The sequence below is a fragment of the Bradyrhizobium sp. UFLA06-06 genome, assembly GCF_054820065.1.
This window is the reverse complement of sequence record NZ_JADFUD010000165.1, coordinates 1-866: the sequence shown is the minus strand read 5'-3', so window position 1 is coordinate 866 and position 866 is coordinate 1. Positions and strand designations below refer to the sequence as shown.

General features: G+C 63.4%; 1 protein-coding gene. It reads left to right on the top strand.

Annotated features, from left to right (window positions below):
• The coding region (locus IF803_RS42515; RefSeq protein ID WP_461196168.1) for an immunoglobulin-like domain-containing protein at positions 1-866 on the top strand (866 nt) is incomplete at both ends.

Below are 866 nucleotides of genomic sequence, written 5' to 3'. Positions count from 1 at the left end.
ACGATCACGACCGACAAGGGCGTGATCACGATTGCCGACGGCCAGACCACGGGCACGCTGACGATTGCCTCGGGCAATGGCGAGGACGTCTACAACGACGCCACGAGTCTGACCGCAAAGATCACGGGAACCTCGGGCGGTAATTTCGAGCACCTGGTGGTCGGCGCCGGCACGGCGACGGCACAGGTCAACGACACGACTACGGATGCCACGGTCAATCTGACTGCGTCGACACAGCTTGAGGGGCCGGCGTCGAGTTACGTGTTCACGGCAACGCTGTCGAATGCATCGCAGGGCGTGACCACGATCACGACCGATCAGGGCGTGATCACGATTGCCGACGGGCAGACTACGGGAACGCTGACGGTTGCCTCGGGCAACGGCGAGGACGTCTACAAGGATGCCAGCCAGCTGACCGCCAACATCACCGGGACCGAGGGCGGCAATTTTGAGCACCTGGTGGTCGGCACCGGCACGGCGACGGCGCAGGTCAACGATACGACTACCGATGCCACCGTCAATCTGACTGCGTCGACGCAGCTTGAGGGACCGGCATCGAGCTACGTGTTCACGGCAACGCTGTCGAATGCCTCGCAGGGCGTGACCACGATCACGACCGACCAGGGCGTGATCACGATTGCCGACGGGCAGACTACGGGAACGCTGACGATTGCCGCGGGCAATGGCGAGGACGTCTACAAGGATGCATCGTCGCTGACCGCAACGATCACCGGAACCTCGGGCGGCAATTTTGAGCACCTGGTGGTCGGCACCGGCGCGGCGACGGCACAGGTCAACGATACGACTACCGATGCCACCGTCAATCTGACTGCGTCGACGCAGCTTGAGGGGCCGGCGTCGAGCTA